This is a genomic window from Synechococcus sp. Cruz-7E5, assembly GCF_024345995.1.
In the GTDB taxonomy this organism is placed as follows: Bacteria; Cyanobacteriota; Cyanobacteriia; order PCC-6307; family Cyanobiaceae; genus Regnicoccus_A.
In genome coordinates, this window is record NZ_JAGQCE010000003.1 from 144,468 (window position 1) to 167,936 (window position 23,469).

A 23,469-nucleotide genomic window follows, 5' to 3' on the forward strand; every position below is an offset into this window, starting at 1 on the left:
TGACCCGCTGCTGCGCTGCGGGGCTGTCATCCTGGAATCAGCTCCGTGCCGCTCGATGGCCCTGCGCTGCGCCAGCGAATTTCCGCCCTCTCCCGAGCTGGCCAGGCCGCTTGAGCAGAAGCAGGTGGTGCCGCCGCCCCTGGAGTCGTTCAGCAAGCAGGAACTGAGCGAACTGGTGCGGCAGTTGCTGGGGGAGTGATGGGTGCCACCGGACTGGTGATCGATCCAGCCTTCCGCCTGCACGACACGGGAGTGGGCCACCCCGAGAGCCCGCAGCGGCTGGAGGCGATCGAAGCCGAGCTGCAGCGCCGCGGCCTGATCCAGCGCTGCCGGTTGATCCAGGCCCGTCCGGCGGTGGACCGGGAGCTGCTTCGCTGCCACACCGCCAGCTACCTGCAGACGGTGCGCCGTGAGGTGGCCTACGGGGCCGCCCAGCTCTCCACCGGCGACACCACCATCGGCGAGCAGTCCGAAGACGTGGCCCGGCTGGCGGCCGGCGGCACCCTGGCGGCGGTGGATGCTGTGCTGGCCGGGCGGGTGAACCATGCCTTCGCGCTGGTGCGGCCACCCGGGCACCACGCCGAGGCCGATCGGGGGATGGGCTTCTGCATCTTCAACAACGTGGCCCTGGCCGCCCGCCATGCCCAGGCGGTGCACGGTCTGGAGCGGGTGCTGATCGTCGACTGGGACCTGCACCACGGCAACGGCACCCAGGCCATGTTCTGGAGTGATCCCAGCGTGCTCTACGCCAGCGTGCACGAGTGGGGCAACTACCCCGGCAGCGGCGCCGCCGATGAGCGCGGCGAGGGGGCGGGGCGGGGCTTCACGCTCAACTGCCCCCTGCCGGCCTGCAGCGACGGCCAGGCCGTGCTCACGGCCCTGGACGCCGCCCTGGCGCCGGTGGTCGCTCGCTTCCGGCCCCAGCTGGTGCTGGTGTCAGCCGGCTTCGACGGCCACCGCGACGATCCCCTCGGCCACTTCCTGCTCGAGGACGCCGACTACACCGCCCTCACCCAGCTCTGCCTGTCCATCGCCGCCGAGCACGCCGGCGGCCGGCTGGTGTCGGTGCTGGAGGGGGGCTATGGCCTGAAGGGGCTGGCGGGTGGAGCCGCCGCTCACGTGGAGGCCCTGCTGGCGGCCTGATCCGCGCTGGCCTGATCGCCGGGCAGCGAAGCGCTGGCCAGATCGATCCAGGCCTCGATCACCTCGTCGCCGGAGCGCAGCTGGAAGCCGAGCTTGCGGCACACCTTCTGCATGGCGCCGTTCCCGGGCAGGATCTCGGCCGTCACCCGGTCGATGCCCTCGTCGCGGCCACAGCGCAGCAGCTGGCCCAGCAGGGCGGTGCCCAGCCCCTGGTGCTGGTGGGCGTCGCCGATCAGCAGCGTGAACTCGGCGTCGTTGCGCTCATGCAGCCGGCTGAGGCGACCCACCGCCAGGATCCGATGCTCGCCGCTGTCCGGGTCGCGCCGGTCCACCACCAGGGCCAGTTCGCGCTCGTAGTCGCTGAAGCAGATTCGCACCAGCCGCTCGTGGGCGATGCGGTGGTTCAGCGAGGTCATGTGGAAGTAGCGGGTGTACACGCTCTCTTCCGAGAGGCTGCGGTGAAAGGCCACCAGCAGGGGCTCGTCCTCGGGTCGGATGGGCCGGATCGTCACCGGCGTGCCGTCCCGCAGCCGCCAGGGGCGCACGTACTGGCTGGGATAGGGACGGATCGCCGGCCGCGGCAGGTGGCAGGTGGCTCCGGCCACCGGCTGGATGAGAATGCGGGCATCGAGGGCCACCAGGGGCCAGCACCGATCACCAGGCCGCACCAGCAGCGGATTGATGTCGATCTCACGGATGGCGGGCTGCTCCAGCACCAGCTGGCTGAGCCGCACCAGCAGGCGCTCCAGCTCCTCCAGATCGGCCGGAGGGCCGCCGCGCACACCCTGCAGGGCGCCGTACACGCGGGTCTGCTCCATCAACCGCCGCGCCAGGGTGGTGTTCAGGGGCGGCAGGCCCACGGCGCTGTCGCGGAACACCTCCACCAGGGTGCCGCCGCTGCCGAACAGGATCACCGGCCCGAACTGGGGATCGATGCTGCTGCCCACGATCAGCTCCAGTCCCCCCTGCCGCCGCAGCATCGGCTGCACCGTCACCCCGTCGAAGGCCTGGGCCCCGAAGCGCTCGGGAATCGACTCCGCCATGGAGGTGAAGGCCTGCTCCACCGCCTCGGCGCAGGCCAGATCCAGCCACACCCCACCCACGTCGGTCTTGTGGGTGATCGTGGGGCTGTTGAGCTTGAGCACCACCGGGTAGCCGATCGCCTCGGCGGCCTGGCGGGCTTCGGCGGCGCTGCGGGCCAGGCGGGTGTCGACCACCGGGATGCCGTAGCTGGCCAGCACCTGCTTGGCCTCCTGCTCGCTGAGCAGCGTGCGCCCCTCGGCCTGGGCCTGCTCCAGCACCCGGCGGCCAGCGGCATGGTCGGCGCCATCGCTCTCCGGCAGCAGCGCGGGGGTCTCGTAGAGCCCGCGCAGGGTGTAGCTGAAGCGCCAGAGCGAGTTGAACAGCCGCGCCGCGGCATCGGGGTAGGGGTTGGTGGCGATGCCGGCGGCGTTGAGGATCGCCACACCGGCGGCCACCTCATCGCCGCCCATCCAGCTGGCGAGCAGGGGTTTGCCGCTGCGTTCGGCCAGCTCCCGCAGGCGCTGGGCGGTAGTGGTGGGATCGGTCATCGCCTGGGGCGTGAGGATCACCAGCAGGCCATCGCTGCCGGGATCGGCGAGGGCGATCTCGATGGCGCGCCCATAGCGCTCCGGATCGGCGTCGCCAAGGATGTCGATGGGATTGGCGTGGCTCCACTGGGGCGGCAACACGGCATCGAGGGCGGCCAGGCTCCCGCTTGAAAGTTCCGCCAGCTGGCCGCCATTGAGCACCAGGGCGTCGGTGGCCAGCACGCCTGGGCCGCCGGCGTTGGTGACGATCGCCAGCCGCGGACCGGCGGGTCGCCGCGGCTGTTTGGCCAGCACATCGGCCAGATCGAACAGGTCGGAGAGGCGATCCACCCGCAGCACGCCGCAACGCCGCAGCGCCGCCTCCAGCACCGCATCACTGCCGGCCAGGGCACCGGTGTGGGAGGCGGCCGCCCGCGCCGCCTCGGCAGTGCGGCCGCCCTTGATCAGCACGATCGGCTTGGTGAGCGCCACCTCCCGCGCCGCCGAGAGGAAGGCGCGGGCATCGCCGATCGCCTCCATATAAATAACGATGCTGCGGGTGGCGGGATCGTCGCCCAGGTAGGTGATCAGATCACCCCAGCCCACATCCAGCATCGAGCCGATCGACACGAAAGCGCTGAAGCCCACCCCCTGCTGATGGCTCCAGTCGAGCACCGCCGTGCAGACGGCCCCTGACTGGCTGAGGAAGCCCACATGCCCCGGTGCCGCCAGGCCGGCAGCGAAGCTGGCGTTGAGACCCAGGCGAGGATTCATCAGCCCCAGACAATTGGGGCCAAGCAGCCGCATGCCTGAACCCCGCAGGATTTCGCGCAGCTGGGACTCCAGCGCCAGCCCCTCGGGCCCCACCTCCCGGAAGCCGGCGGAGATCACGATCGCGGCCTTCACCCCGGCCGCCGCGCACTCCGCCAGCAGCTGGGGCACGCTGGCCGCCGGAGTGGCGATCAGGGCCAGATCGACCGGCTCGGGCACCTCCGCCACCGTGGCGCAGCAGCGCACCCCCAGCACGCTGTGTCGCCCGGGGTTCACCGGGTACACCGTGCCGCCGAAGGGGGAACGGATGAGGTTCCAGAGCAGGATGCGACCCACGCTGCCGGGTCGTTCGCTGGCCCCGATCACGGCCACGCAGCCGGGACGGAACAGGGCCCGCAGCGGTTGCCGCTCGCAGCGCAGGATGTCGTGGGCGGGATCGCTGCCGCCTCCCTGACCGGGCACCTGGCGGTAGCCCTCCGCGTCGGTCATGGCAGGCGATCGCGACGTGGCGGTGCTCCCATCCAACCGCTGGGCACCCGGGGGGCGTGTATCGCATCCCACCCATCGGAGTCGTGACCACCTCCCTGGTGAACCGTGCGCACCGGCTTCATACCCCCTTCGGCAACACCAGCTCCAGCACGCCACCACCTCGTGGATGGTTCCGCCCCTGCACCCGACCGGCATGGGTGAGAGCGATCTGCTGCACGATCGCCAGCCCCAGGCCACTGCCGGCGCGGCGGCTTCGCACCCGGGAGGGATCGCCCCGGTAGAAGCGCTCGAACATGTGGGAGAGGTCCTCGTCGCTGAAGCCAGAACCGTGATCCCGCACCGTCAGCACCCACCACTGGCCGCTCTCCTCCACGCTCACCTCCACAGCCGCTCCATCGGGGCTGTAGCGCAGGGCATTGTCGAGCAGATTGAGCAGAGCTCGGTGCAACCGGGACGGATCTCCCCAGAGGGGACACGGCCGGCGTTCAGGAAAGGCCAGGCTGACGCCGCGCTGATCGGCCAGGGGGCGGAGGCTGCCCCAGGCGGCCTCCACCAGTTCCCCGAGATCCAGCACCTCATAGCGCCGGTCATCCCGCGGCAGGCTGTTCTCCAGGCGGGAGAGTTCGAGCAGGTCACCCACGAGGCTCTGCAGCCGCTGCAACTCCCGCTGCAGTCGTTCGATCAGCACCACGTTCGAGTTTGTGGCCTGGGCGGCCAGGCTGTCCCCCACAAGCATGAGGGCGGTCAGCGGGGTCTTGAGCTCGTGGGCCACGTCACTGACCCAGCGACTCTGCTGATTGAGCTGGGATTCCAGTGAACGCCGGCTGTTGATCCAGATCGCCACCCAACCCTCTCCGCCTGCCAGCAGCACCCCCTCGAGCGGTTCATTGCCCTGCCACCACTCCAGGCGCTGGGGACGACCCCGGCGGCCCACGGCCAGAATCGCCTCCTCCAGTTCCGGCTGCTGAATCAAGGCACGCACGGGCTGGCCTCGCACCAGTCGGTCGACGGGCAGTTGCAGCAACCGCTCGGCCCGGGGATTGATCGCCTGGATTCGCTGCTCTCCATCGACCACCAACCAGCCCTGGGGCGCTCCTTCCAACCAGGCCAGCAATTGCAACCGCCCCACCCCCGGCAGGAGGGGCTGGCCACTGGCCACGGGAGCCGCAGGCCCCTGCGGCCTGCGCCGGCCACGGGCCAGGACCCAGCCGAGCAGCACACCAAGGCCCAAGGCCAGCAGCAGCGTCACGGCCAGGGACTCAACCGAAGCGGTAGCCGAAGCCCCTCACCGTGAGGATGTGCTCGGGAGCGGAGGGATTGGCCTCGAGCTTCTCGCGCAGCCAGCGGATGTGCACGTCCACGGTCTTGGTGTCGACCACGTAGTCGGTACCCCAGATCTGATCGATCAACTGGTTGCGGCTCCAGACACGGCCAGGGTTCTGCATGAAGAACTCCACCAGCCGGTATTCCTTGGGGGAGAGGTTCACCGTCTCACCGTCACGGGTGACGCGGAACTCATCGGGGTAGAGGGTCAGCTCCCGGTGATGAACGACCTCGCCGACGGGGAAGCGCTCGATCGTCTGCTGACTCCGGCGCAGCAGGGCGCGGCAGCGGGCCACCAGTTCACGCAGCCCGAAGGGCTTCACCAGGTAGTCGTCCGCGCCGAGCTCCAGTCCCAGCACCCGGTCCGTTTCCGTGTCGCGGGCACTCACCATCAGGATCGGGATGTGGGAATCATGGCGACGCAGGTGGCGGCAGACATCCAGCCCCCCGACCCCCGGCAGCATCAGATCCAGCAGCACAAGATCAAAGCCCGTGGCTCCCTGGCGCTGGGACGCATCAAATTGCCTGATGGCCTGACGGCCATCGGCGGCACACGCCACATCAAAACCTTCCTGGGCCAGGGCCTCTTCCAGGGTGGTGCGGATGCCGTCGTCATCATCGACGATGAGCAGACGGGGCATGGGATCGTCCGGCCCCACAGGCTGATCGTTCAAAATTTAGGCCATCCGGGCATGGGACAGAACATGGGCGTTCAGTGGCGCCGGGGCAGGTGGCTGATCACCAGATGGCGCTGGGCATCGATCTTGAGCCAGCCTTCGTCGCGCAGCAGACCGATCACCCGTGTGACCGTGACCCGGGTGGTGGAGAGGGCGCTGGCCAGTTCCTGATGGGTGAGACGCAGATTGAGCCGCAGGCCTTCCTCACAGGCCTGGCCGTAGTCCTGAGCCAGCAGTTCCAGGAAGCCGCGCACCCGCTCTTCCACCCGGCGCAGACCCAGCAGGGAGAGCAGGGTTTCCGCCTGGCGATGACGGCTGATCACAGCCTGCATCACGGCCATGGCCAGATGGGGGGCCTGCTCGATCTCCGCACAGGTGAGACAGAGCAGATCGGAATCGGTGAGGGTGCAGGCCTCATAGGCCTGCACGTTGGTGAGCGGCTCACCGAAGGGCTCATTTGGGCCGGCCAGGCCCAGCAGCAGCGGATCGCCGTGGATGGTGACAGCCTCCAGCTTGACCATGCCGCGCACCACCAGCCAGATGGTGTTCTTGAGCAGGGGAACGGCGCTGCCCGCGCCGATATGCAGAAGTTGGCGCTGCCGATAGCTGGTTTCCAACACCTCACGGATGGCGTCGCTGCGGCCGGCATCGCGGAAAGGAGTCGTAACCATGGCCAATCTCCGGTGACACCACCGAGCGTATGGACGATGACCGACAAGCCAGCAAAGAATGGATAAGGGGGCGGTTAACCCCTGGCTAAGGTCTGCAGCAAAAAGGGGGCCGAAGCCCCCAATGCTCACACCCTCAGGGGTGCACGAAACGCGTGCAGATCATTTGCCGATCTTGGCCACCTCAGCCCGGGCGCGCGCGAGCACGGAGCCGGTGAGCGGCACGTAATCAAGCTGCTTGGCGATGGCCTGACCCTTGGGAGACAATCCCCAGTTCAGGAACTGCTTGATGGTGTCGGCCTTGGCGCCATTGCCGTTCTTGTAGGCCAGGATCCAGGTGAACGACGCAATCGGGAAGCTGTTGGCACCGGCGGGGTTGCAATCTTCTCCGCCCAGGCGGGAATCAAGCTTGATGTTGTTCAGAGCCGCCGCACCCGTGACATCATTGGCCATCACGAACTTGCCTGCCTTGTTCTGCACAGCAGCCGCCTGGATCTTGCCCTTCACAAAGGCTTGGTTCACGTATCCGATGGAGCCCGGTGTGTTCTGAATCAGGCCGGCCACACCCTCATTGCCCTTGCCGGCCACACCCACGGGCCATTTGACGGACTTGGCGGTGCCCACCTTCGACTTCCACTCCGGCGAGAAGCAGGAGAGCGAGTTGGTGAACACGTAGGTCGTGCCGGAACCATCGGAACGGTGGGCCACCGTGATCGGTCCCTTGCCGCACTTCAGCTGATCCCAGGTCTTGATCTTGCCGAGAAAGATGTCGGCCACCTGGCGCTGGGTAAGCTTCAGGTTCCTGCAGCCGGGGTTGTTGTAGGCGGGGGTGACGGTGCCGCCGATCATCGGGATCTGCAGGGCGCCACGCTTGCCCGCCGCACCTGCGGTGAACTCACCCTTCTTCTCCTGCAGCTCCTCATCAGTGGCGCCGAAGTCAACGGTGCCGGCATGGAACTGGCGCACACCGGCGCCGGATCCCACTCCCTGATAGTTCACCTGTTTCTTGGTTGCCTTGGCGAATTCAACGGCCCAGCGTTGATAGGCAGGCGCAGGAAAGGTGGCTCCGGCTCCACTGATGGTGCTGGTTTGAGCGATGACCGGTATTGCCAGTCCGGCACCTACAGCACTGACAGCGGAGAGAATCAAGGCCTTCTTCGCGAAGGTCATCAGAACAGCCAATTGGGGAGCAACGTATTAATAGCAATCCAATCAGTCTACTTGCGTTATCAACAGATTAACGGGTCATCAAGGATCGATCAAATTGGCTATGGACCTGAGCATGGTTTTGCCTCCTGGTCGCCAGAACCACGTCCAGAAGATCCCGATCCCATCACCGCCTCGCCTTCCAGCCGGCAATCGCCGTGGCGTACCCCACCCGGGGACGCGAGGGCGGAGACTGGACCCGAGACCTACAGCGACGCAGCCATGAGCCAGGACATCGAGGACGTCTTCGCCTTCCTGGCCAGGATTGATGCGGAACCCGGGTTACGGGAGGCCCTCAACCTGATCGAGACAGCCGAGCAGGTGGAGGAGCTGGCCGCAGGCCATGGCCACCGGGTGTCCGCCGCCACCCTGCTGGAGCTGTTCGAGCGCTGCCAGGAGGCGCCCCGGGCGCGACCGGGGCTGATGGACGAAAAGCTGATCCGGGTCTTCCTCCAACGCGACAAGCTGCGCTGAGCGTCCGATGGTGTTGCGCCTGCCCCCCTTCGAACCCCTGCCGCCGCCGCCGGACTCCTCCGGAAAACTGCTGCAGGTGGCCGTGGCGGAGCTCCAACCCACCCAGCTCTGCGTGGGGCTGGCCGAGATCCGTCAGCGTCAGGCCGACTTCGCCGAGGAGAGCTCGAACCAGCGCAAGCGCTACCTGAGCGGCAAACCTGTGCCGCTGGTGCGCAGCGGCGATGGGACCCTGTGGATGGTGGATCGCCACCACCGTCTGCGCGCGCTGCTGGAGCTCGACGGCACCGCCACCGCCTTCGGCTACGTGGCACTGCAGCTGGAGTCCCGCGAGCGGGAGCAGGCTCTGGCCGAACTGCTGGATCGCGGCTGGCTCTACCTCCACGACGGCCGCGGCCAGGGCCCCCAGCCACCCCAGCGGCTGCCCCGCACTTTGCTCGGGCTGGAGGATGACCCATACCGCAGCCTGGTCTGGAAGCTCAAGCAGGAGAGGCTGATCGCGCCGGCGCCGCTGATCCCCTTCCACGAGTTCCGCTGGGGCGCCTGGCTGCGCAGCCGCAGCCTGCCGCCATTCAGCTCACTGCGGCTGGAACCGGCTCTGCCGGCCGCCCGCGCCCTGGCCCGCTCCCGGGCGGCCCGGGGGCTGGCGGGCTGGAAGGGCTGACAAACCACTGCACAGGCCCGGTCATGCCTCCCCTAGGGTGACCAGGTTAAGTCCCACTTAGTGGGGACCTCTGGTATCCCCGCTTCGATTCGGTCCGAGCGGACCATTCGGTCGCCTCCTCTGAGCTTGAAACAAGGAGTGCAACCGGATGCTGAAGCTTCCCGATGGATATGGTCTGCCGTCGATTCCCTCGGCAATTGTTTATTGCGAGGGGAATTTCGGTCGGATCGACGGCAAGACCGCAAACGGTCTGGTGCGTCACTCAGAGCGATTCCGCATCCTCTCGGTGATCGACAGCCGGCTTGCCGGCCGGGATGCCGGCACCGTGCTGGACGGGGTTGCCAATGGCATCCCGATCCAGGCCGATCTGGCCGAGGCGATGGAGAGCAACGGCGCCCGGGCCGACCTTTTCATCGTCGGGGTGGCTCCCGCCAGCGGCAGACTCACACCCGCGCAGCGGGTCGTCCTGCTGGAAGCGATCGACGCCGGGCTGCATCTGATCAACGGCCTGCATGAATTCCTCGGCGACGACCCGGAATTCGCAGCGGCTGCGGCGGCGCGGAACGTGGCGATCGTGGACGTGCGCCGTCCGCCCGACCAGCGGGATCTGCACATGTTCAGCGGAGCCAGCGCCACGCTGCCCTGTCGACGGATCGCCGTGCTCGGCACCGATGGCGCGATCGGCAAGCGCACCACGGCCGTGATCCTCAACCGGGCCCTGAATGAGCGCGGCCTCAAATCGGTGATGGTGGGAACGGGTCAGACGGGCCTGATGCAGGGGGCCCGTCACGGCATCGCCCTTGATGCCATTCCCTGCCAGTTCTGCTCCGGTGAAGTGGAAGCCGCCTTGATGGAGGCCTACCAGGCGGAGCGACCCGATGTGATCGTGATCGAAGGGCAGGGAGCCCTCAGCCATCCCGCCTATCTCAGTTCGGCCTCGATCCTGCGGGGCTCCCAACCTCAGGCTGTGATCCTGCAGCACGCCCCGATGCGGTCGCGGCTCAGCGACTTCCCCCAGATCGCCATGCCGACGCCAGCCAGCGAGATCCGGCTGATCGAAACTTTCTCATCGCTCACGCGGGTGATCGGCCTGTGCCTCAACCATGAGGGCATGACCGAGGCCGAAGTGACGGCGGCGATCGCGCTCTACGAGATCGAGCTGGGCATCCCGGTCACCGATGCTCTGACCCGCTCACCCCAGCGCTTGCTGGACATGGTGGTGCGGGCCTTCCCCGAACTGACACCGGAGGCCGCCGCCGCCGCCCTTTGACGGCGCCAAGGCTGGAGATCCGCCTCGATCGCATTGCCCACAACGCCCGCAGCCTGGTGGAGCGTCTGGCTGCACGTGGCGTCTCGATCACGGCGGTGACCAAGGCGACCCTCGGCTCGGCTCGGATCGCCACGGTGCTGGCTGCCGCCGGCGTCAGCGGGATTGGCGAACCACGCATCGAAACGTTGGCGGCCCTGCGGCGCAGCGGCCTGAACCTGCCCTTGACCCTGATCCGCTCGCCCATGCCGAGCCAGGTGGCCGAGGTGGTGGCCCAGGCCGACATCAGCCTGAACACCGAGCCGGCGGTGCTGGCTCTGCTCTCAGCGGCGGCGATCGCCCAGAACCATCGCCACGGCGTGGTGCTGATGGTGGAGTTGGGGGATCTGCGCGAAGGGATCATGCCCGAGCGGCTGGAGGGGATCGCCGCCGGTCTGCTGCAGCTGCCCGGACTGGACCTGCTCGGGATCGGTGCAAACCTGGCCTGCCAGAACGGCGTGGTTCCGTCCACGGAGTCGATGGCCCAGCTCTCCAGCCTGGCCACGGGGCTGGAAACCAGCTTCGGCATCGTGCTGCCTTTGGTGTCAGGTGGAAACTCCGCGAATCTCCCCTGGTTGTGCGCCGGGGGAACGCTGGGGAGGATCAACAATCTCCGCCTGGGGGAAGCGATCCTGCTGGGCCGCGAACCGCTCCAGCGGCGGCCGATCCCTGGTCTGCGCACCGATGCCTTCCGACTGGTGGCCGAGGTGATCGAGTCCAACCGCAAGCCCACCCTGCCCTGGGGCCACTGCCAGCAGGGTGCCTTCGGCGCGCCGCCAGCACGGCTTGATCGGGGCGAGCGGTGGCGTGCCCTGCTGGCCCTGGGTCTTCAGGATGTGGATGCTGCAGGCCTGACGCTCCCGACTGGCATGACCCTTCTGGGGGCGAGCAGTGACCATCTGGTGCTCGACACCGGCTCTGTTGCCTTGGAGGTTGGAACGGAACTCGGCTTCGACCTGAACTACAGCGCCCTGCTGCGGGCCATGACTTCACCCTTCGTGGCCCGCAGCCTGATCGAGACGATGGCTGAAGGCCGTCAGGTGTCTGGCTCCAGGCCCTCGGTAGTGGGGGCCGCCAGCAGCAGGCCAGGGTCGAGGCTGGCCAGGTAGCGCTTGCGCTGCCCCGACGCCCAGGGCTCATCGAGGCAGATCCCGATCGGACGAAGCCGGACCGGCTCGGCCGCGGCGCCTGCAGCAGGAATCGAAGACATGTCCATGGCGCGAAAGCTAGGCAGCGGCAGCGTTCACGACTGTGTGCTGCATGGCCATGGACGGTGCCAGCGGACACGAGCGGCCCGTCGGATGGGGCTGATCAGACCATGGGCGGCCAGGTCCGCCAGAAAGGTCCAGAATGACGCTGACGGTTCCAGTGGTTCACTCCCTGGAGGCAAGGAGGAAAGTCCGGTGTGATGGGGCCCTGCCGGCCCTGTTGAATCCGGCGCTGTCCCGCAGCTGTGATGGAGCTTCTCTGCGGAGGCGCCCCTCAGCCAGAACGCTCGCCGTCTCAGTACCCAACCCCCCGGCGCGGACCGTTACCCCTCAATGAGCAGATTCCCCAGCAGCAGCACCCTGGCCCTCTACACCGGCCTGGCCGCTGCGGCCTTCGCCCTGGCTGGCCAGCCTGCCCAGGCCCATGGCCTCGCCCATGGAGGCATCGGCTCAGGCTTCCTACATCCCCTCGCAGGCCTCGACCACCTGCTGCTGTTGATCGGCGTTGGCGCCGCCTCCGCCGCCATCTCTTCGACCCTGCTGGTCTGGGCCCTGGTGGGCGCCGTCGCCGGTGGGGTGTTCGGAGCGATGGGCGGCAGCCTGCCCTTCGGGGAACTGCTCGCGGCCCTGGCCATCACCGCCGTGGCCAGCTCGATCCTGTGGGCCGAGAACAAAGCTTCCGGCTCGCGGCTCAGCCTCTGGGGAGGCCTGGTGGCCGCCGCCGTGGCGGTGCACGCCATGCTGCACGGTCTGGAAGCCCCCAGCGATCAAACCTCCCTCTCCTGGTGGCTGGGGGCCCTCGCCGGCTCAGTGCTGGTGAGCGGCACCACCCTGTTGGTGCTGCGCCGTCTGCCTCGCAGCGTCACCACCCGGCTGGCCCTGACCCTGGCGATCGGCGGAGGCCTGGTGGCCTTCGCTCCACTGACCCTGCTGCTGCGCTGATTCAGCGATGCCCACCGGGGGACTTGAACCCCCACGACCGAAGCCACTGGTACCTAAAACCAGCGCGTCTACCAATTCCGCCAGGTGGGCGTGAACTGACTGTATAGAGCGGCTCAGAATGGCCGCACCGCCGCCTCTGCCGCCATGCTCGCCACCCTCGGTGGATTCCTGGCACTTCTTGCCGGTCTGCTGGTGCTGCTGCTGCCCCTGCTGGTCCCTGAGCTCAGCCGCCCCCGCGATTCGGTCTGGGGCGCCCTGGTGCTGGTCCTGGGACTGGTGCTGGTCACCAGCGCCGAGCGCCTCAGCGGGGCACCCATGCTGGCCGTGCTCTGCGGCGGCCTGCTGATCGGCCGGCTGAGCACGGAGGTGGGCCTGGGCCGCTGGCGTCAGCTCAGCCGTGAGGAGCAGGTGCGCCTCACCGGCGTGGAGCGTTGGCGCACCAGCCTGCAGCAACTGGCTGCTGCCCTGATGGGGCTGGTCAGCCTGGCGGGATCGAAACTGGGCGTGTTGCTCTCCTGGCTGAAGGAGCGGCGCGAAGCCAGCTCCAAAGCCCGCGAGACCACCAAGCGCTGGGTGCGCCCGGAGCCTGAGCCTGTGGTCTCGGAAACACAGGCTGCGGCGGTGCCTGAGGTTGCGGTAGCAGAGGCAGAGGCTTCTGATCAGCCCCGGCCTCCCGAAGCAGCGCCAGCCTCTGATCCGCCGCCAGCAGCTGATAAAGACGACGCCGACGACGTGACCACGGTGGAGTCATTTGCCGAGATCGAGCAGCTGATCGAGCAGGCCGGCGCTACAACCCCAGGCGCGGATCCCAGCGGAGCCTCAGACGAAGAAGCGGTGGCTGTGGCTGAGCCTGCTGCAGACGGCGACGGGGAGGGCCCGGGGGCTGGGGTCGATAATTCGCCCTTGCTGCCCCCCCAGGCGCTGTGACCGCCAGCCCGGCTTCCTACAAAGACACGCTCAACCTGCTGCAGACCCCGTTCTCGATGCGGGCGAACGCGAAAACCCGTGAACCGGAGCTGCAGGCCTTCTGGGCGGAGCTGGACCTCTACCGGCGGCTCAGCCGTGAGAATCCCGGTGAGGTGTTCACCCTCCACGACGGCCCTCCCTACGCCAATGGGCCACTGCATGTGGGCCATGCCCTCAACAAGATCCTCAAGGACATCCTCAACAAGTACGCCCTGCTGCGCGGCCGACGGGCCCGCTTCGTACCGGGCTGGGACTGCCACGGGCTGCCGATCGAGCTCAAGGTGCTGCAGAGCCTCTCCAGCGCGGAGCGCTCGGCGCTCACCCCGATCGACCTGCGCCGTCGGGCCCACGCCTACGCCCTCGAGCAGGTGGAGAGCCAGAAGGCGGGCTTCAGGCGCTGGGGCATCTGGGCCGACTGGGAGCAGCCCTACCTGACGCTGAACAAGGCCTACGAGGCTGCCCAGATCGGTGTGTTCGGCCGGATGGTTCTCGCTGGCCACATCTACCGGGGTCTCAAGCCGGTGCACTGGAGCCCCAGCTCCCGCACCGCCCTGGCCGAAGCTGAGCTGGAGTACCCCGACGGCCACACATCCCCCAGCATCTACGTGGCCTTCCCGGTGGTGGCCCTGCCAGGCGGCCTGGGCACCCGGCTCACAGCCATTGGCCTCACCTCCGCCGAGGCGGCCACCACCCCGGCGGAAGGCGATCTGGCGGTGGCGATCTGGACCACCACCCCCTGGACCCTGCCCGCCAACCTGGCGGTGTCGGTGAATGCCTCGCTGGAGTACGCCCTCTGCCGCGTGGGCGATCACGGGACCAACGGCTACCGCACCAGCCGCCATCTGATCGTGGCCGCTTCCCTGGTGGAAAGTCTGCGCAGCAGCCTGCAGCTGGAGCTTGAACCCCTGCTAACCCTCAGGGGCGCGGAGCTGGAAGGGGTCGAGTACCGCCACCCCCTCTTCGATCGCACCAGCCCGGTGGTGATCGGCGGCGACTACATCACCACCGAAGCAGGCACGGGCCTGGTCCATACGGCCCCGGGCCACGGCGTCGACGACTTCAACACCGGCCGCAAGGCCGGCCTGGCCGTGCTCTGCCCGGTCGATGAGGCGGGAACCCTCACGGCGGAAGCCGGCCCCTTCGCCGGCCTCAACGTGCTCAAGGACGCCAACCCGGCGATCATCTCCGCCCTCGAGACCGCGGGCGCCCTGCTGCGCCACGAGCCCTACGAGCACCGCTACCCCTACGACTGGCGCACCAAGAAACCGACGATCTTCCGCGCCACCGAGCAGTGGTTCGCCTCGGTGGAGGGCTTCCGCTGCCAGGCCCTCGCCGCGATCGCCGCCGTGGACTGGCTGCCCGCCAGCGGCCGCAACCGCATCGAGGCGATGGTGCGCGACCGCGGCGACTGGTGCATCAGCCGCCAGCGCACCTGGGGCGTGCCCATTCCCGTCTTTTACCACCGTGAAACCGGCGAGACCCTGCTCAATGCCGACACCCTCGCCCACATCGAGGCTCTGATCGCAGAGCACGGCTCCGATGTGTGGTGGGAGAGAGGCGAAGCCGAGCTGCTGCCGCCCTCGCTCGCTGCCGAGGCGGACCAGTGGCGCAAGGGCACCGACACCATGGACGTGTGGTTCGATTCCGGCTCCTCCTGGGCAGGGGTGCTGGGTGGACTGGACACGGGAGGGGATCAGGCAGCAGCTTCAGGCGGCGAAGCCTCAGAGGACGCAGCAGCCACCGCTGAGACCGCCCCGCTGCGCTATCCCGCCGATCTCTATCTGGAAGGCTCCGACCAGCACCGCGGCTGGTTCCAGAGCAGCCTGCTCACCTCCGTGGCCGTCAACGGCCATGCCCCCTACAAGCGGGTGCTCACCCACGGCTTCACCCTTGATGAGAAGGGCCGCAAGATGAGCAAATCCCTGGGCAATGTGGTCGATCCGGCCGTGCTGGTGGAGGGCGGCAAGAACGAGAAGCAGCAGCCTCCTTACGGCGCCGATGTGCTGCGCCTGTGGGTGAGTTCGGTGGATTACTCAGCCGATGTGCCCCTGGGGCCGGGCATCGTCAAACAGCTGGCCGATGTGACCCGCAAGGTGCGCAACACGGCCCGCTACCTGCTGGGCAACCTGCACGACTTCGACCCAAGGCCGGTGGCGGCAGGGGGAGATGCGGTGGAGATCGCCGATCTGCCGTTGCTCGACCGCTGGATGCTTGAGCGCACCGCCAGCCTGATCGACGCGGTGACCGCCGATTTCGAGCGCTATGAGTTCTACCGGTTCTTTCAGGCGCTGCAGAACTTCTGCGTGGTGGATCTCTCCAATATCTACCTCGACATCGCCAAGGACCGGCTCTACGTGAGCGGGGCCGACGACTTCCGCCGTCGCAGCTGCCAGACGGTGCTGGCCCTGGTGGTGGAGCGTCTGGCCGGCCTGATTGCGCCGGTGCTCTGCCACATGGCCGAGGACATCTGGCAGAACCTGCCCTACCCGGTGGCGGAGCGCTCGGTGTTCGAGCGGGGCTGGCCCACGGCACCGGACTTCTGGCGTGAGGCGGCCCTGGTGGAGCCCCTGCGGCCGCTGCTGGACCTGCGCGGGCTGGTGAACCGCCAGCTGGAGAGCTGCCGCGCCAACGCCGATCTGGGGGCATCCCTGGAGGCCAGGGTGGAACTGGAGCTGGGGAGCGGCGATCGCGCCGCGGCCCTTGGCGCCGCGCTGGAGGTGCTGCAGGCCAGCCCCCATCCCTCCGTTGACAACCTGGCCGACTGGCTGATCGTCTCGCAGCTGGTACGGCGCGGCCCCGGCGCCCAGTCCCTGGCCGATCCCCTGGCCGAAGCCAGTGAAGGGGGCATCACCGTGCGCATCGCCCGGGCCGAAGGGAGCAAATGCGAGCGCTGCTGGCACATGGAAACCGACATCGGCACCCATCCCTCCCACCCCGCCCTCTGCGGCCGCTGCGTGGCCGTGCTGGAGGGCTGAGCACAGCACCCCAGCCGCATGCTCACCAGTGGACGGGATCGAGAAAGTGCTCAGGATCCACCGGACCTGCCAGGATCCGCTCGGCGGCGGGATCGAGGGGGCCCTGCAGCAGCTCGGCCTCGCTGATGACGGCACCGTCCGGCAGGCAGCTCTGGTCGGGATCGAATTCGGTGGGGTGGGTGACGCTGCAGGAGAAGCCCCGGAAGACAAGCAGCTCGAAGGCTTCCTCGGTCTGTTCTCCACTGACGCCCCCTGCCGACGGCAGGTTGCCCCGCAACCGCAGTACCCGATCAGGGCGGCCGCGGCTGATCGCTTCGAGTTGGGCGAGCAGGCTGACGCCCATCAGAACCCTCCCGCCACCCGTCCCTGACGGGGCAGGCGTACCAGGATCCACTGCAGCAGGCCCACCACGTAGGCCACCAGGGCCAGGTAGCCGAAGAAGGCGGTGAGAGTGGGAGTGAGGTCGGCGCCGAACACGAAGGAGAACACCTGAGCGGCGACACCGTGGAGGCGACGCGGGGCCTCCAGCCAGGTCTGGCAGAAGGCGCTGCCGGCCATCCCCAGACCACAGCCCATGGCGCCCACGCCAAGACCGGCCCCCAGCAGGCCAAAGGCCGTCACTGCCCAGCGCCAGCTGCGCACGGTGAGCGGCAGGGGGCGCCAGGGGGGCAGATCGGCCAGCTCCTCGTTCAGATCCACCCAGAACCAGAGCGACGCCACCATCAGCAGCTTCGCCACGATCATCAGCGGATAGGCCAGGGGCCTGGCATCGACGAACAACAGCAAGGCGATCGCCAGCAGACTGGCCACCTTCCAGTAAATGGCCATCAGCCGCAGCATCGCCCCCTCCCGTCGCCACGCCGCCCAGACCAGCAGCACCAGCGGCAGACCCAGGCTGAAGACCACCGCAAGACGGAAGTCGAGCCACACAAGCGTGCGGTACAGCATGTCGGGCACAGCTTGGGTAGGGGAAGGCGCCATTATCCGCGCCATGGCTCACCAGTAGGTTCGGTTCATGCCTGCGCCTCCCCTGTTCTCCTGGCTCCGCCGCGGTGATGAGCAGGCTTCCTGCCGCACGGCACTCTCACGCCAGCCATCGCTGGAGGATGCCGTCAGCGAGGTGGTGCAGCAGCTCAATGCCAAAGGCTTTGGCGCTGCGGCCCGGGGGGAGGCCGATCTGGCCCTGGTGTTCGGCTCCACCAGCTATGCCAGTGACCTGCCGCGGCTGCTGCCGCTGCTGCGCACCCGTCTGCGGGCCCGCCACTGGCTTGGCGCCGCCGGCGGTGGCGTGGTGGGGACCGGGGCCAGCGGCACAGCCCATGAAGTGGAGCAGGAACCGGCGCTGAGCGTGATGCTGCTGCGCCTGCCCGGAGCCGACCTGCAGCTCTTCGAACTCGACACCGACCAGCTGCCCGATCTGGATGGCGACAGCCGCGGCTGGATCGACTGGGTGGGGGCCGCTCCGGAGCGGGCCGACGCCATGCTGCTGCTGGTGGATCCCACCTGCCAGGCCATCAACGACCTGATCAGCGGACTCGACTACGCCTTCCCGGGCCTGGCAAAGGTGGGTGGCATCGCCGGCCCCCACAGCGCCAGCCATGGATCACTGCTGTTCAAAGACCGGGTGGTGACCGGGGCTGTGGGCTGCCTGATCGGCGGCAGCTGGACGATCGATCCGGTGGTGGCCCAGGGCTGCCGGCCAATCGGCCCGGTGTTCGAGATCGAGAAAGCTGAGCGCAATGTGGTGCTGCAGCTGAGCCGCGGTGACCAGCAGAACACCCCGGTGAACTGCCTGCAGACGATCCTGCAGACCCTCAGCCCTGCCGAGCGGGAACTGGTGCGCCACTCCCTTTTCCTCGGAGTGGCGCGCAACAGCTTCAATCTGGCCGGGGGCGGGGAAGACGACGAGACCACGGCCTTTCTGGTGAGGAACCTGATCGGGGTGGATCCTCGTAACGGGGCGGTGGCAGTGGCCGAACGCCTGCGGGTGGGCCAGCAGGTGCAGTTCCAGCTCCGCGATGCCGACGCCTCCCGTCAGGAGCTGCGGCAGTTGCTGCGCAGCCAGGCCAGGTCTGCCGAGCGGCCCCTGGCGGGCCTGCTCTTCGCCTGCCTGGGCCGCGGCAAGGGGCTCTACGGCGAAGCCGATGGCGACGTCAGGATCGCCCAGGGGGAGTTTCCAGATCTGCCGATTGCAGGAGCCTTCTGCAACGGAGAAATCGGCCCGGTGGGGGGCACGACCTATCTGCACGGCTACACAGCCAGCTGGGGCTTCCTGGTGCCCCGGCCGAGCGCCGAGCCGTCACCGGAACCGCTGCCGGAGGGTTGAGCGGTGGTGCGCCAGCACGTCAACCCCCTCTCGCGGGTGCACCAGCAACCTCTTGTGCTCCCACCGCTGATCGAGCTGTTTGCGCGGCCCGAGCAGCCGCTCCACCTCGACATCGGCAGCGCCCGTGGCCGCTTTCTGCTGGCGATGGCGCCACTTCAACCTGAGTGGAACTTTCTTGGGGTCGAGATCCGCCGGCCGCTGGTGGAGGCCGCCGAGCGAGACCGCCAGGCGCAGGCCAGCAGCAATCTGAGCTTCCTCTTCTGCAACGCCAACGTGAGCCTGCTGAGCTGGCTGCGGACCCTGCCTGCCGGGTCGCTGCAGCGGGTGACGATCCAGTTCCCCGACCCCTGGTTCAAGAGCCGGCACCACAAGCGACGGGTGCTGCAGCCCGATCTGCTGCAGGCCCTGGCCGCGTCCCTGCCTGAAGGAGGTGAGCTGTTTCTGCAGAGCGATGTGACAGCGGTGATCGAGCCGATGGTGGCGCTCACCGAAGCCAGCGGCTGGTTCCTGCGTCCCCCGGAGGATGGGCGCCCCTGGCGGGGTGACAACCCACTGCCTGTGGCGACGGAGCGGGAGCGAATCGTGCTCAGCCAGGGGCTGCCGGTGTACCGGGTGCTCTACCGGCGCGGTCACCAGGCCTGCCTCCATCCCCAGCCACCCCTGGAGCCGAGGAGCGATGCCGCCCATAATCCGTCGGCCAGCCCCGCCGGCAGCTGATGTCCGCCCCCACCACTCCCTCAGCTGCTGCCGCTGCTGAGTGCGCCGCCGCCGGCGCTACGACGCGCGAACCGCGGGTCCCCTGGCTGCTGCGCTGGCAGGGCCTGTTCGCCTCATCGGCCTCAGGCCCCCTGGCCAGACATCTGCCGCTGCTGGCCGGTCTGGTGCTGTGCGCTCTGATGGCGGGACTGCCGCTGGTCACCAGGGCCGGGCTGAGCCTGCTGATTCTCTCCAGCGGACTGCTCTGGCTGATCTGGGCCCTATGCACCCCCGCCGGCCGCATCGGCCCGATCAGCGGCTGGCTTCTGGTGATGCTGGCGGTGGCGGTGCTGGCCACCGGCTTCTCGCCCGTACCCAGGGCCGCGGCCAACGGGCTGCTCAAACTGCTGAGCTATCTGGGCGTCTATGCCCTGATGCGCCAGCTGCTCGCCACCGCTCCAACCTGGTGGAACCGGATCGTGGCGGCCCTGCTGGGCGGTTCGCTGATCACCGCAGTGATCGGTATCCGCCAGCTCTACGGCGACAGCTCCGCCCTGGCCCGCTGGTCGGATCCGAACTCGGTGGCGGAGGGCACGGTGCGGATCTACAGCACCCTCGACAACCCCAACCTGCTGGCTGGCTACCTGCTGCCGATCCTGCCCCTGGCGGCGGTGGCCCTGCTGCGCTGGCGACGCCCATTGCCTCGGCTCTTTGCCCTCTCGGCGCTGCTGAGCGGTGCGGTGGCCTTGCTGCTCACCTACAGCCGTGGCGGCTGGATGGGGATGGTGGCGGCCCTGGGCAGCCTGGCCCTGCTGCTGGCACTGCGGGCCAGCCGCCACTGGTCGCCCCTGCTGCGCCGGTTGTTTCCGCTGCTGCTGTTGCTGGGCGGTGGCCTGGTGCTGGTGCTGGCCGTGAGCCAGATTGAGCCCCTGCGGGTCAGGGTGATGAGCCTGGTGGCGGGCAGGGAGGACAGCTCCAACAACTTCCGCATCAACGTCTGGATGGCAGCGCTGCAGATGGTCCAGGACCGCCCCTGGCTTGGCATCGGCCCCGGCAACACGGCCTTCAACCTGATCTACCCGCTGTACCAGCAACCGAAGTTCAACGCCCTCAGCGCCTACTCGATCCCACTCGAGCTGGCCGTGGAAGGTGGCATCCCCGGCCTGCTGGCTGGCCTCGGCCTGCTGCAGTCCAGCCTGCGGCAGGGCTGGGCCCAGCTCAGGCGCGATCATCCCCAGGTGCTGCCGGCCCTTGGGGCACTGGCGGCCATCCTCGGCCTCTGTGTCCAGGGCCTCACCGACACGATCTTCTTCCGCCCGGAAGTGCAGCTCACGGGCTGGCTATGCCTCGCCACCCTGGCCACCCTGCCAGGGGCGGCGGATGACTGAGACGGTCCTGCTGGCGGGCTTCGATGCCGGCCAGACCCACACCACCTGCCGGCTGGCCCTGCGCCGCAGCGACGGCAGCCTGCAGGTGCTGGCTGAAGGCGAGGGGCCCGGGGTGAGCCACCTGGCCGCTGCCGCTGGCGAGGAGCTATTCAGTGCCGCCCTGACCATCAGCCTGGAGCGAGCCCGCGCAGCCGCAACCCACACGGGCGAAGGCCTTGCCCTGTCCAGCTCACTCCAGGCGGCCGCGGTGGGCGCCAGCGGCATCGAACAAGGCAGCGCGGTGCAGCAGCTCGGCACGGCCCTGGCCGCCGCAGCCCTGGGCCTGCCTCTGCAACGGGTGCTGGTGAGCGGTGATGAACGCACCGCCCTGCACGGAGCCTTCGGCGGCAGAGCCGGCATCGTGGTGATCAGCGGCACCGGCTGCATCGCCCTGGGCCGAAACGCCCAGGGTGAGGAACACCGCTGCGGCGGCTGGGGCTGGCTGCTGGATCGCTCCGGCTCCGCCTGCGACATCGGCCGCGACGCCCTGTCCCTCTCCCTGGAAATGGCCGATGGGCGACGTCCCGACAGCGGCTTGCGCTCCAGCCTCTGGGCCGCCCTCGAGGACGGCCCCATGACTCCCCAACGGATCAAGGCGATGGTGGTGGAAGCTGGCTTCGGAGCGGCCGGATTCGCTCGCCTGGCCCCAGCGGTGAATGCCCTGGCGGAAGCGGAGGATCCCCACGCCATTGAGGTGATGGAGCGCTCGGCCCTGGGCCTGGTGGAGCTGGTTGCTGGCGTGGCCCGGACCCTGGGCCTCGAAGATGGCGAGGTCTGCGGCATGGGCGGGGCCCTGGGTCACCTCAGCCGGCTCAGCAAGGCGTATCAGCGCCGCCTGAAGCTGGTCTTGCCGCAGGCGCGGCTGGTGCACCCCCGCGGAGATGCCTGCCACGGGGCCTTGCAGCTGGCCTGTCATCTGCTGGAGCAAGAGTCCGGTGCTCAGCTCCGGTTGAGGTGAGCCGCGGCCAGGGCAGCCAGATGCGAAGACCAGTGATCGACCGCCTCCTGCTCCGCCGCCTCCACCATCACCCGCAGCAGCGGTTCGGTGCCGCTGGCCCGCACCAGTACCCGACCGCTGCCGGCCATGGCCGTCTCGGCCTGCTCGACGGCCTGGCGCAGGGGGTCGCAGCGCTGCCACTGCTGGCGGCGGCTGCGGTCGGGAACGATGACGTTGACGAGGGCCTGGGGGTAGGGCTGAAAACTGGCTTCCATCCAGTCGGCCAGAGAGCCGGCGCCGTTGTGGATCAAAGTGGCCACCTGCAGAGCGGTGAGCAGCCCATCGCCGCTCATGCCGTGCCGGGCCGAGAGGATGTGGCCCGACTGCTCTCCACCCAGGCCGGCCCCGCTCGCTTCCATCGCGGCATGCACGTGCTGATCGCCCACATCGGTGCGCTGCAGCAATCCTCCCCTGGCCTGCCAGGCACGCTCGAAGCCCAGGTTCGACATCACGGTGGCCACCAGCAGTCGGCCGGGAAGTTCGCCGGTCTCCAGCAGGGCACCACCCCAGAGATAGAGCACCTGGTCGCCGTCGACGACCCGGCCCTTGCCGTCCACAGCCATCATGCGATCGGCGTCGCCATCGAAGGCAAAGCCCATCTGGGCCCCGGATTGCAGCACCGCCTCGCGCAGGGCCTCCAGGTGGGTGCTGCCACATGACACATTGATCCGCTGCCCGTCGGGTTCGCCGTGAAGGACGATCAGGTCCGCCCCCAGGGCCCTGAACACCGCGGCCCCGCAGGCGGTGGCTGAGCCCCAGCAGAGATCCAGCACGATGCGGCAGCCATCGAGGCGCCGCCCGCCAACGCTGGCGATCAACGCCTCGCGGTAACCCTCGAGCAGATCCTCCCGCTGATGAGCCGGGCCACAGCTGCGGAGGCCGCTCTGACCCGTGGCCTGGATCGTGGCGGCCTCCTCTCCGCGCAGACCCGCCTCGATCGCCGCCTGCAGGGTTCGATCGATCTTGTCGCCGGCAGGCCCGAACACCTTGATGCCGTTGTCGCCGGGAGGGTTGTGGCTGGCGGAGACCATCAGGCCACCGGCGGCACCGACCCGGCGGATCGTGCCGGGCACCGCCGGGGTGGGGCAGAGACCCAGATTCCACACCTCCCGCCCGGCGGCGGTCAGCCCGGCGGTGAGAGCGGCGGCCAGCATGGGGCCACTGTGGCGGGAGTCCATGCCGATCAGCACGGGGCGCTCGGGCGGCAGCACACGACCACACCAGTAGCCCATCTGAAGTGCCAGCAACGGTGTGATCAGGCTGCCCACCTCGCCCCGGATGCCATCGGTGCCGAAACCCGTGCACCCCTGCCCGAGGGGTGCACCGATGGGGGAAGAAGCCAGCTCCAGCATCAGGGGGGACAGGAAGGGAATCAGGCTAAGCCGATCGGTTGCACCTCAGCGCCAGCGCCTCGGCCACCAGGCCCAGCGCAGCAGCTCCACGACCGCCCACAGCAGCAGACCGCCCACCACCCATCCCGGCAGCCAGCGCAGGGGCCCCAGCGGGCGCAACAGATAGGCCACCATCGCCAGCCCGAGCGCCAGCAGGGCCCGACGGCGCCCGGCCGCACCCGGGAGAGTGGTCAACCACCGGGGCCAGGGGACTGCCATAGGCCTGACACACAGAGGCGAACCCCAGAATGCCAAAGCCTCAGCGGCCCCCGC

At 68.7% G+C, this 23,469-nt stretch carries 22 protein-coding genes, 1 tRNA gene and 1 riboswitch; of the genes, 13 read left to right on the top strand and 10 right to left on the bottom strand.

Annotation, left to right across the window (positions count from 1 at the left end; all coding sequences use genetic code 11):
• Nucleotides 1-55 precede the first annotated feature (55 nt).
• Nucleotides 56-199 carry a hypothetical protein gene (locus KBY77_RS05690; protein WP_255102596.1) on the top strand — a complete coding sequence of 48 codons (144 nt, stop codon included), beginning with the start codon at nt 56-58 and terminating at the stop codon, nt 197-199.
• The gene (locus tag KBY77_RS05695) at nt 199-1,143 is read left to right on the top strand and encodes a histone deacetylase (RefSeq protein WP_255102597.1); all 945 of its coding nucleotides are present in this window, start codon (nt 199-201) and stop codon (nt 1,141-1,143) included. Before KBY77_RS05690 ends, KBY77_RS05695 begins: the two co-directional genes overlap by 1 nt.
• Here the strand turns inward: KBY77_RS05695 and KBY77_RS05700 are convergent.
• The 5 genes from KBY77_RS05700 to pstS form a co-directional block, all read right to left on the bottom strand.
• Nucleotides 1,116-3,953: a bifunctional acetate--CoA ligase family protein/GNAT family N-acetyltransferase gene (locus tag KBY77_RS05700; RefSeq protein WP_255102598.1), complete on the bottom strand. Its 2,838-nt coding sequence runs from the start codon at nt 3,951-3,953 to the stop codon at nt 1,116-1,118. The genes KBY77_RS05695 and KBY77_RS05700 overlap by 28 nt on opposite strands.
• A 118-nt stretch (nt 3,954-4,071) precedes the next feature.
• A complete protein-coding gene (locus KBY77_RS05705) occupies nt 4,072-5,202 on the bottom strand; it encodes a cell wall metabolism sensor histidine kinase WalK (protein WP_255102599.1) in 1,131 nt (376 codons plus the stop codon).
• A gap of 10 nt (nt 5,203-5,212) precedes the next feature.
• Complete coding sequence (locus KBY77_RS05710) at nt 5,213-5,917, bottom strand: response regulator transcription factor (RefSeq protein WP_255102600.1); 705 nt, start codon at nt 5,915-5,917, stop codon at nt 5,213-5,215.
• Between the two features lie 71 nt (nt 5,918-5,988).
• Nucleotides 5,989-6,624 (bottom strand): Crp/Fnr family transcriptional regulator, encoded by a 636-nt coding sequence (locus KBY77_RS05715; protein ID WP_094555303.1) that lies wholly within the window; start codon nt 6,622-6,624, stop codon nt 5,989-5,991.
• Nucleotides 6,625-6,783: 159 nt separating this feature from the next.
• On the bottom strand, nt 6,784-7,791 hold the full coding sequence (pstS, locus tag KBY77_RS05720) for a phosphate ABC transporter substrate-binding protein PstS (protein WP_255102601.1): 1,008 nt from the start codon (nt 7,789-7,791) through the stop codon (nt 6,784-6,786).
• Nucleotides 7,792-8,049: 258 nt separating this feature from the next.
• Here pstS and KBY77_RS05725 point away from each other — a divergent pair, with 258 nt between their 5' ends.
• The 5 genes from KBY77_RS05725 to KBY77_RS05745 all read left to right on the top strand — a co-directional run bounded on the left by KBY77_RS05725 (nt 8,050) and on the right by KBY77_RS05745 (nt 12,418).
• The gene (locus tag KBY77_RS05725; protein ID WP_255102602.1) at nt 8,050-8,301 is read left to right on the top strand and encodes a Nif11-like leader peptide family natural product precursor; all 252 of its coding nucleotides are present in this window, start codon (nt 8,050-8,052) and stop codon (nt 8,299-8,301) included.
• Nucleotides 8,302-8,308: 7 nt separating this feature from the next.
• On the top strand, nt 8,309-8,962 hold the full coding sequence (locus tag KBY77_RS05730; RefSeq protein WP_255102603.1) for a ParB-like protein: 654 nt from the start codon (nt 8,309-8,311) through the stop codon (nt 8,960-8,962).
• A 148-nt stretch (nt 8,963-9,110) separates the two neighbouring features.
• Complete coding sequence (locus KBY77_RS05735) at nt 9,111-10,232, top strand: DUF1611 domain-containing protein (RefSeq protein WP_255102604.1); 1,122 nt, start codon at nt 9,111-9,113, stop codon at nt 10,230-10,232.
• Nucleotides 10,229-11,377 (top strand): alanine/ornithine racemase family PLP-dependent enzyme, encoded by a 1,149-nt coding sequence (locus KBY77_RS05740; protein WP_255102605.1) that lies wholly within the window; start codon nt 10,229-10,231, stop codon nt 11,375-11,377. The genes KBY77_RS05735 and KBY77_RS05740 overlap by 4 nt, the downstream gene beginning before the upstream one ends.
• Before the next feature lie 234 nt (nt 11,378-11,611).
• Nucleotides 11,612-11,786, top strand: a riboswitch (cobalamin riboswitch).
• Between the two features lie 23 nt (nt 11,787-11,809).
• Nucleotides 11,810-12,418 carry a HupE/UreJ family protein gene (locus tag KBY77_RS05745; protein ID WP_255102606.1) on the top strand — a complete coding sequence of 203 codons (609 nt, stop codon included), beginning with the start codon at nt 11,810-11,812 and terminating at the stop codon, nt 12,416-12,418.
• An 8-nt stretch (nt 12,419-12,426) separates the two neighbouring features.
• On the opposite strand, the gene KBY77_RS05750 is transcribed toward KBY77_RS05745, so the two are convergent.
• Nucleotides 12,427-12,508: transfer RNA gene (locus tag KBY77_RS05750), tRNA-Leu, on the bottom strand.
• Nucleotides 12,509-12,562: 54 nt separating this feature from the next.
• On the opposite strand from KBY77_RS05750, the gene KBY77_RS05755 reads away from it, so the two are divergent.
• Together KBY77_RS05755 and ileS are read left to right on the top strand one after the other, a co-directional pair.
• Nucleotides 12,563-13,345, top strand: a complete 783-nt coding sequence (locus KBY77_RS05755) for a Ycf66 family protein (RefSeq protein WP_255102607.1) — start codon at nt 12,563-12,565, stop codon at nt 13,343-13,345.
• Nucleotides 13,342-16,359 carry an isoleucine--tRNA ligase gene (gene ileS, locus KBY77_RS05760; RefSeq protein WP_255102608.1) on the top strand — a complete coding sequence of 1,006 codons (3,018 nt, stop codon included), beginning with the start codon at nt 13,342-13,344 and terminating at the stop codon, nt 16,357-16,359. The genes KBY77_RS05755 and ileS overlap by 4 nt, the downstream gene beginning before the upstream one ends.
• A 22-nt stretch (nt 16,360-16,381) precedes the next feature.
• Here ileS and KBY77_RS05765 read toward each other — a convergent pair whose 3' ends face one another.
• Nucleotides 16,382-16,702, bottom strand: a complete 321-nt coding sequence (locus KBY77_RS05765; protein WP_255102609.1) for a hypothetical protein — start codon at nt 16,700-16,702, stop codon at nt 16,382-16,384.
• Complete coding sequence (locus KBY77_RS05770; protein ID WP_255102610.1) at nt 16,702-17,340, bottom strand: DUF3177 family protein; 639 nt, start codon at nt 17,338-17,340, stop codon at nt 16,702-16,704. Before KBY77_RS05770 ends, KBY77_RS05765 begins: the two co-directional genes overlap by 1 nt.
• Nucleotides 17,341-17,374: 34 nt before the next feature.
• Between KBY77_RS05770 and KBY77_RS05775 the strand changes: the two genes are divergently transcribed.
• From KBY77_RS05775 to KBY77_RS05790, 4 genes are read left to right on the top strand one after another with little or no spacing between them, the layout of a single operon-like run.
• Nucleotides 17,375-18,685 (top strand): FIST N-terminal domain-containing protein, encoded by a 1,311-nt coding sequence (locus KBY77_RS05775; protein WP_255102611.1) that lies wholly within the window; start codon nt 17,375-17,377, stop codon nt 18,683-18,685.
• Nucleotides 18,686-18,691: 6 nt separating this feature from the next.
• Nucleotides 18,692-19,402: a tRNA (guanosine(46)-N7)-methyltransferase TrmB gene (gene trmB / locus KBY77_RS05780; protein WP_315856462.1), complete on the top strand. Its 711-nt coding sequence runs from the start codon at nt 18,692-18,694 to the stop codon at nt 19,400-19,402.
• Entirely contained in the window at nt 19,402-20,769 is a 1,368-nt protein-coding gene (locus KBY77_RS05785; RefSeq protein WP_255102612.1) for an IctB family putative bicarbonate transporter, read from the top strand. The genes trmB and KBY77_RS05785 overlap by 1 nt, the downstream gene beginning before the upstream one ends.
• Nucleotides 20,762-21,766, top strand: coding sequence for an N-acetylglucosamine kinase (locus KBY77_RS05790; protein ID WP_255102613.1), 1,005 nt, complete (start codon nt 20,762-20,764; stop codon nt 21,764-21,766). The genes KBY77_RS05785 and KBY77_RS05790 overlap by 8 nt, the downstream gene beginning before the upstream one ends.
• Here KBY77_RS05790 and glmM read toward each other — a convergent pair.
• On the bottom strand, nt 21,748-23,157 hold the full coding sequence (glmM, locus tag KBY77_RS05795; RefSeq protein ID WP_255102614.1) for a phosphoglucosamine mutase: 1,410 nt from the start codon (nt 23,155-23,157) through the stop codon (nt 21,748-21,750). The genes KBY77_RS05790 and glmM overlap by 19 nt on opposite strands.
• A gap of 45 nt (nt 23,158-23,202) precedes the next feature.
• The gene (locus KBY77_RS05800; protein WP_255102615.1) at nt 23,203-23,391 is read right to left on the bottom strand and encodes a hypothetical protein; all 189 of its coding nucleotides are present in this window, start codon (nt 23,389-23,391) and stop codon (nt 23,203-23,205) included.
• Between the last annotated feature and the right edge of the window lie 78 nt (nt 23,392-23,469).

Coding starts and splice junctions, on each gene's coding strand:
- KBY77_RS05690 (WP_255102596.1), top strand. CDS start 56: ATGGCCCTGCGCTGCGCCAGCGAATTTCCGCCCTCTCCCGAGCTGGCC.
- KBY77_RS05695 (WP_255102597.1), top strand. CDS start 199: ATGGGTGCCACCGGACTGGTGATCGATCCAGCCTTCCGCCTGCACGAC.
- KBY77_RS05700 (WP_255102598.1), bottom strand. CDS start 3,953: ATGACCGACGCGGAGGGCTACCGCCAGGTGCCCGGTCAGGGAGGCGGC.
- KBY77_RS05710 (WP_255102600.1), bottom strand. CDS start 5,917: ATGCCCCGTCTGCTCATCGTCGATGATGACGACGGCATCCGCACCACC.
- KBY77_RS05715 (WP_094555303.1), bottom strand. CDS start 6,624: ATGGTTACGACTCCTTTCCGCGATGCCGGCCGCAGCGACGCCATCCGT.
- pstS (WP_255102601.1), bottom strand. CDS start 7,791: ATGACCTTCGCGAAGAAGGCCTTGATTCTCTCCGCTGTCAGTGCTGTA.
- KBY77_RS05725 (WP_255102602.1), top strand. CDS start 8,050: ATGAGCCAGGACATCGAGGACGTCTTCGCCTTCCTGGCCAGGATTGAT.
- KBY77_RS05730 (WP_255102603.1), top strand. CDS start 8,309: ATGGTGTTGCGCCTGCCCCCCTTCGAACCCCTGCCGCCGCCGCCGGAC.
- KBY77_RS05735 (WP_255102604.1), top strand. CDS start 9,111: ATGCTGAAGCTTCCCGATGGATATGGTCTGCCGTCGATTCCCTCGGCA.
- KBY77_RS05745 (WP_255102606.1), top strand. CDS start 11,810: ATGAGCAGATTCCCCAGCAGCAGCACCCTGGCCCTCTACACCGGCCTG.
- KBY77_RS05755 (WP_255102607.1), top strand. CDS start 12,563: ATGCTCGCCACCCTCGGTGGATTCCTGGCACTTCTTGCCGGTCTGCTG.
- KBY77_RS05765 (WP_255102609.1), bottom strand. CDS start 16,702: ATGGGCGTCAGCCTGCTCGCCCAACTCGAAGCGATCAGCCGCGGCCGC.
- KBY77_RS05770 (WP_255102610.1), bottom strand. CDS start 17,340: ATGGCGCCTTCCCCTACCCAAGCTGTGCCCGACATGCTGTACCGCACG.
- KBY77_RS05775 (WP_255102611.1), top strand. CDS start 17,375: ATGCCTGCGCCTCCCCTGTTCTCCTGGCTCCGCCGCGGTGATGAGCAG.
- KBY77_RS05785 (WP_255102612.1), top strand. CDS start 19,402: ATGTCCGCCCCCACCACTCCCTCAGCTGCTGCCGCTGCTGAGTGCGCC.
- KBY77_RS05790 (WP_255102613.1), top strand. CDS start 20,762: ATGACTGAGACGGTCCTGCTGGCGGGCTTCGATGCCGGCCAGACCCAC.
- glmM (WP_255102614.1), bottom strand. CDS start 23,157: ATGCTGGAGCTGGCTTCTTCCCCCATCGGTGCACCCCTCGGGCAGGGG.